The sequence below is a fragment of the Bradyrhizobium sp. AZCC 1721 genome (genome assembly GCF_036924715.1).
Lineage (GTDB): Bacteria > Pseudomonadota > Alphaproteobacteria > Rhizobiales > Xanthobacteraceae > Bradyrhizobium.
In genome coordinates this window covers 5,610,049-5,616,115 of sequence record NZ_JAZHSB010000001.1, presented here as the reverse complement: position 1 = coordinate 5,616,115, position 6,067 = coordinate 5,610,049, and the positions used below count along the sequence as shown (strand labels likewise).

The 6,067-nt window shown below is 64.8% G+C and carries 5 protein-coding genes; 3 read left to right on the top strand and 2 right to left on the bottom strand.

Annotated elements, in window-relative coordinates; translation table 11 throughout:
- Nucleotide 1 precedes the first annotated feature (1 nt).
- The 3 genes from V1273_RS26960 to fhuB all read left to right on the top strand — a co-directional run bounded on the left by V1273_RS26960 (nucleotide 2) and on the right by fhuB (nucleotide 4,011).
- Nucleotides 2-1,006, top strand: a complete 1,005-nt coding sequence (locus V1273_RS26960; RefSeq protein ID WP_334411464.1) for an alpha/beta hydrolase — start codon at nucleotides 2-4, stop codon at nucleotides 1,004-1,006.
- 76 nt (nucleotides 1,007-1,082) lie between these two features.
- Nucleotides 1,083-2,018 (top strand): ABC transporter substrate-binding protein, encoded by a 936-nt coding sequence (locus tag V1273_RS26955; RefSeq protein ID WP_334411463.1) that lies wholly within the window; start codon nucleotides 1,083-1,085, stop codon nucleotides 2,016-2,018.
- Complete coding sequence (fhuB, locus tag V1273_RS26950) at nucleotides 2,005-4,011, top strand: Fe(3+)-hydroxamate ABC transporter permease FhuB (protein WP_334411462.1); 2,007 nt, start codon at nucleotides 2,005-2,007, stop codon at nucleotides 4,009-4,011. Before V1273_RS26955 ends, fhuB begins: the two co-directional genes overlap by 14 nt.
- Before the next feature lie 45 nt (nucleotides 4,012-4,056).
- Here fhuB and V1273_RS26945 read toward each other — a convergent pair whose 3' ends face one another.
- Both V1273_RS26945 and V1273_RS26940 read right to left on the bottom strand, forming a co-directional pair.
- Nucleotides 4,057-4,881: an ATP-binding cassette domain-containing protein gene (locus tag V1273_RS26945; RefSeq protein WP_334364264.1), complete on the bottom strand. Its 825-nt coding sequence runs from the start codon at nucleotides 4,879-4,881 to the stop codon at nucleotides 4,057-4,059.
- A 70-nt stretch (nucleotides 4,882-4,951) separates the two neighbouring features.
- A complete protein-coding gene (locus V1273_RS26940) occupies nucleotides 4,952-6,013 on the bottom strand; it encodes a siderophore-interacting protein (RefSeq protein WP_334411461.1) in 1,062 nt (353 codons plus the stop codon).
- Nucleotides 6,014-6,067 lie beyond the last annotated feature (54 nt).

The following is a 6,067-nucleotide window of genomic DNA, read 5'->3' as shown; positions in this document are numbered from 1 at the left end:
CATGAGCCTTGATCCCGATATCGCCGCACTGCTCGAGATGGTGCAGGCCGGCACCGAAAGCGGATCACGCATTCCGTTTCCGCAATTGACGGCCGTACAGGCACGCGCTGATTTCGATGCATTCTCACCGTTGCTCGATGTCGATCCGCCGGCGCTCGCGTATGAGCGCCATCTCGCGCTGCCGACGCGCGATGGAGCCACGATCGACGCGCGGCTCTACGCGAAGCAGGAGCCGAGCCGTCGCAATCCGGCGCCGGTCTTGCTCTATATGCACGGCGGCGGCTTTGTCGTCGGAAGCCTGAACTCACATCAGCCATTGTGCCGCGGTCTCGCCGAAGACAGCGGCGCGGCTGTGCTGTCGGTCGGCTATCGGCTTGCGCCGGAGCACAAGTTTCCGACCGCGTTCGAGGATGCGCTCGATGCGCTGGCCTGGATCGGCCGCGAGGGACCTGCTGCGGGACTAGATGCCGGCCGCGTCGCCGTTGGCGGCGATAGCGCTGGCGGAACGCTCGCCGCGGCGCTCGCCATCGAAGCAAGGGCGAACCGAAACCTGCCGCAGCCCGTCCTCCAGGTGCTCGCCTATCCCGGCCTGAGCTCCCGGCAAACGTCTAATTCCTACGAACGATACGGCTCCGGCTATCTTCTGGAACGAAGCACCGTCGACTGGTTCTTCGGGCAGTATCTCCGCGACGATTCAGACCGCGACGATTGGCGGTTTGCGCCGCTGGCCGCGGAAGATCTCTCAGGGCTGCCTCCGGCGCTCATCGTGCTTGCCGAATATGATCCTCTGGTCGACGAGGGGCGTGAGTACGCAGCAAGGCTCCGCGCCGCCGGCGTTTCGGTCGACCTGCATATCTATCCGGGCATGATCCACGAGTTCCTGCGCATGGGCAATGTCGTGGCCGATGCTCTGCAGGCGCGGGCGGCGATCGGGCAGGCGCTGGCCAGCGCCTTTCGAGCCGCAGGCGAAAGGCAGCGGCCGGGCATGGAAAGACAGAGCATATGAAGCTATGGCATATGAAGGTATGTCATAACTCCCGTCTCTCGCAGCCTCGCCGCAAGCCGTTCCCGAGCCGCACCCCATGAGCAAGAATTCACTCTCCGACTACAAGCTGTCTCGCCGCGCGCTTCTCGCAGCGGGCGCGGGCATCGGCGGCGGGGTGCTTGCAGGCGGCTGGCCAATGACGCTTGCTCAAGCCGCCGCACCGCAAGGAGGCCCCCGCATCGCCGCGCTCGGCTGGGCCTGCGCGCAGACCATACTGGCGCTCGGCGTCGTGCCGCTGGTTATTCCGGAAATCGAGCGTTACAGCCGGCTCGTCGTCGAGCCGGCTGTCCCGTCAAGCGTTCAGGAGATCGGCCTGCGTTCGGAGCCAAATCTCGAACTGCTGCAGAGTTTTGCGCCTGATATTATCATCATCGATCCCAGCATCACGGCCGCAATACCCCGGCTCAAGCTGATTGCCCCGGTCGAGGTCTTTACGATTTTCAAGCCCGGCCGCCATCCGCTTGAAACAGCGCGCAGTTCGACGATGGAGCTGGCGCAGCGTCTCGGTGTGCAGGCGGCATGCGAGGCCTATCTGGCGCGCTTCGATGCCGCCATGACCGGCTACCGTGATCGGCTTCGTGGCCGCAGCGACAAGCCGCTGTATCTTGTCAGCGAAATCGCGCGTAACCGTGCACTCGTGTTCGGGCCGAACAGCCTTTACCAGGAAGTCCTCAGTCAATTCGGGTTGAAGAATGCCTGGACCGGCCAGAGCGGTCCGTGGGGACATACCAGCGTTGGCCTTGAAGTGCTCGCTGCGGTTCCGGATGCGCGGCTGGTTCTGATGAGTTCGCGGGTTGCCGATATCGAAGCCTTGCTCAACGCAAGCCCGGTGCTGCGGACCTTGCCGTTCCTCCGCTCGGGGCGGCTGACGGTGCTGGGAAATCAATTCTTCTATGGCGGCGTGCCGGCGGCTGAACGCTTCGCACGCCTTCTCGCCGAACGTTTGCCGCAGGAAAACAATGAGCAAGGTTGACGCGCTGCCCGCCCGATCCGGGATCGAGATGCATCCTGCGATACTGATCGGCTTATTGTTTGCGGCGGCGGCTGGGCTGACCTTTCGGCATCTGTCGGGCTATCTGCCTGTCAACGCGTGGTTGCCGGTGCTGTGGCGTCCTGAAATCAACGATCCGCAGCAGATGCTCGTGCATTATACCGTCTTTCCGCGAATTGCGGTGGCGCTATTGGCCGGCGCAGCATTGGGCCTTGCCGGCGCTGTTTGTCAGCAGGTGCTGCGCAATCCGCTGGCCGAACCGACCACGCTCGGTGTCTCGAACGGCGCCTATCTCGCGCTGGCGGTGACGACCTTGTGGGCGCCGTCGCTGCTTGCTTTGGGCCGCGAGTGGATTGCGCTGGTCGGCGGGTTCGCTGCGTTCCTGTGCGTGTTCGGCCTCACCTGGAAACGTGCGCTATCGCCGGTCGTGCTGGTGCTGGCCGGGTTGATCGTGGGATACTACTGCGCCGTGACGACCCAGGCCCTGGTGTTGCTCAACCATGACTACCTGATCGGCCTGTTCATCTGGGGCGCTGGCTATCTCAATCAGCAGGACTGGAGCAATGCGGCGTTCCTGGCGCCGCGGTTTCTGATTTCGTTCGTGCTGATCGCGGCGATGGTCCGCCCGCTGACCTTGCTCGGTTTCGACGACGAGACCGCGCGCAACCTCGGCCTCGGACTGACGGGCGCGCGGGTCTGCGCGCTTGGCATTGCGATCGCTCTCAGCGCTTCGGTCGTCAGCGTGGTCGGCGTACTGGGCTTTGTCGGTTTGACCGGGCCGGCTCTCGCCATGCTTGCCGGTGCGCGGCGTTTCCGCGATCGGCTGATTTGGGCGCCGCTCTGCGGCGCCGGCTTGCTGTGGCTGGCAGACGAGCTTGTGCTGCTGATTCCGCCGGGCTATCGCGAGATGCCGGCCGGCGCAGCCACGGCATTGATCGGCGCGCCCATGTTGCTGGTGCTGCTGCCGCGGCTACGGTCCGCAGCTCCAGTGGGAAACCTCACACCATCCGTTCCGCCACGTCTTGAGCATCCCTGGCGGGTGATCCTGCTTGGTCTGGCCTTGCTGTTGCTCGTGGTCTGGGTCGCGCTCGCGGTTGGGGTCGGCGCCGAGGGCTGGAGCTGGAGTGGTCTCGCCGGCATCCAGGAATTCCTGCCGTGGCGCTGGCCGCGCGTGGTGTCGGCGTTGGCCGCGGGGGCCACGCTGGCGGTGGCGGGCACGCTGCTGCAACGCATGACCGGAAATCCAATGGCGGCCCCAGAGGTGATGGGGATCAGCTACGGCGCCGCGATGGGTGTGATCGTTCTTCTTTATCTCCTTCCGTCCCACACGCGCGTGGCGCAGATTGCAGGCGGCGGGATCGGAGCCTTCATCGTGCTCGGGCTGGTTCTGCTGTTCAGCCGGCGGTCCGAATTCAGTCCGGAGCGTGTGCTGCTGGCCGGTGTCGCCATGAGCGCGGCTTTTGCCGCAATCGTCGCCATGGCGCTGGCGACCGGCGATCCGCGCATCGGCATGCTGCTGTCGTTGCTGACCGGATCGCTCTATCAGATCAGTCCGGCCGAGGCCTCGGTGCTTGCCGCCGCGGCGGCCCTTTTGTTGATCATGGTGCCGATGCTATCTCGCTGGCTCGACATTCTGCCGCTCGGCTCGGCGGCCTCGCGTTCGGTGGGCATATCGATGGCGAGGAGCCGCATCATCATCATGCTGCTGACCGCATTGTTGACGGCGACCGCGACGCTGATGGTTGGGTTGCTGAGCCTGGTCGGTTTCATCGCGCCGCATATGGCGCGGATGATGGGGGCGCAGCGCGCGCTTCACCAGACGGCGCTGGCCGCGCTGATTGGAGCCATCCTGATGGTGTTTGCGGACTGGGCCGGGCGAATGGTGATATTTCCGTTCCAGATGCCGGCCGGCATTTTCGCGATGATGCTCGCCGGGCCCTATCTGCTCTGGCTGTTGCGACCGCAGCGCGGATGACGCTAGAGCGTTTTCCAGCGAAGTGGCGCCGAATGATTTGCGATCTCACCGTGCGAAGCTGATGAGATGGCTGTGATCCGGAGACGGCATCACCGCCATCGGAATGCCGTAGATGGTTTCGAGTTCGGTAGGCGTCATGATCTTGTCCGGTGCGCCGCGCGAAATCAGCTTGCCCGAATGCAAGGCGATGATCTCGTTGCAGAAGCGCGCCGCCATGTTGACGTCATGGAGCACGACGACCACGCCGAGATTGCGCTCCCGCGCGAGCCGTTTCACCAGCGACAGCACTTCGATCTGATGGGCAATGTCGAGCGCTGAAGTCGGCTCGTCTAGCAGCAGGCATTCGGCATCCTGCGCGACCAGCATGGCGATCCAGACCCGCTGGCGCTCGCCGCCTGATAATGTATCGACCAGCCGGTCCGCAAACGGCTCGATGTGGGTCAGTGCCATGGCTTCCGCGACCTTGTCGCGGTCAGTGTCGCCGAACCGGCCCAGCGCGCCATGCCAGGGATAGCGCCCGAGCGCGACCAGCTCCTTCACCAGCATGCCGGCGGCGGGCGGCGTCTGCTGCGGCAGATAGGCGACCTTGCGGGCGTACTCCCGATCGCTCCATTCGCGTAAAGCGCGGCCTTCGAACCGGATCGTGCCGGATGAGCTCGGCTGCTGCCGCGCCAGCAACTTCAGCAAAGTCGATTTGCCGGAGCCGTTGTGCCCGATCAGGCCGACGACGCTGCGCGCGGGAAGCGACAGGGTGAGCGGTTCGAGCAGCGCGCGCCCCGCCACAGCGAACTCCACCTGGTCCAGTTCGAACAAGGGCGCGGCCGCATCGGGCGCGGCTTGCGCGATTTCGGTTGGCCGAACTACATGCATGAGAAAGTGCCTGCGGGGGTAATGCGGTGCGAGGTGAATGTCGTCCCGTCGGCCTGCGGATGCGGGGACGTCATGGCTGCCGCAGGCTCCAATACGCGACCGCAAGATGCTGCTCGCGGGCGAGCTTCCGCTCGTCACGCAGATGGTTTCGCAGCGCCTTCAACGCCTGCGCTTCGCACGCGACCCATGCAAAGACCTCGCGATGATCCGGCCATCGCACGGCCTTGACGGCATCGACCAATAGCTGCGTGGTCCCGGCCGGACGCTCGCCGCGATGCAGCCATTGGATCGATACGCCGGCTGGCGCGATCAACGGAACCTGCTCAAGCCAGTCGGCGACTTCGATGAAGACTTCACCGGTTGCCATCGCCGGCAGCGTCTCGAGAATTCGCGCAATGGCGGGAAGGGCGGTCTCGTCGCCCGCCAGCAGCAACCAGCGCGCCGGACGAATGCCTCGTCCGAGCGGACCGGCCATGCCGCAAATGGCGCCGGTTTGCGCATTGAGGGCGAAAGCCGAGCCCGGTCCGGCATGATCGTGGACCACGAAATCGATGTCGATCTCGCAAGCCTGCAGGTCGATGCGGCGGATCGTGTAGTAGCGGGTGACGGGTCTGCGGTCCGGTTCCGGCCACAGGATGCGCCCGTCGGGGGCGGGCCAAGGCCATTCAGGCTTGGCGAGGCCTTCCGGCGGAAAATATAGGCGGACGTGCAGGTCATCGTCGTTCACGAAGCGGGCGATGTCGTTGCCGGTGAAGGTCAGCCGGCGCATCCGGGGTGTCAGGTCGATCGCTGCCTTCAGCCGCACCTCGCGGAAGTTGGCCAGCGTGCCGCCGTTGGATTCGTGGCCGGACCAGACGATGGTCGGCGGCTCCTCGCCGGCAAACTCGATGACGTGGGAAGCGACGACCGAGCGCAGCATTTCCAGATTGCCCTTGTCGTTGGCCTCGACGCGGATCTTGAGCGCCTCGGCCTCGACGGCGAGCGAGCTGGTTCCAAACGGCAGCTTCGCCACCATCAGGCCACCTTGGTCCTCGAAGGCGATATCATGCTCGGCAAGATGATCGATCATTCGGGCAGCAAGGCCGGCGGCATCAGCAATCGGGATGCGGGTTTCGGAAACAAGCGAATCCAAAGTCATTTCTCCAGTCGGGCCTGCCCGATGCTGGCCTGCGCACGCTTCGATTTC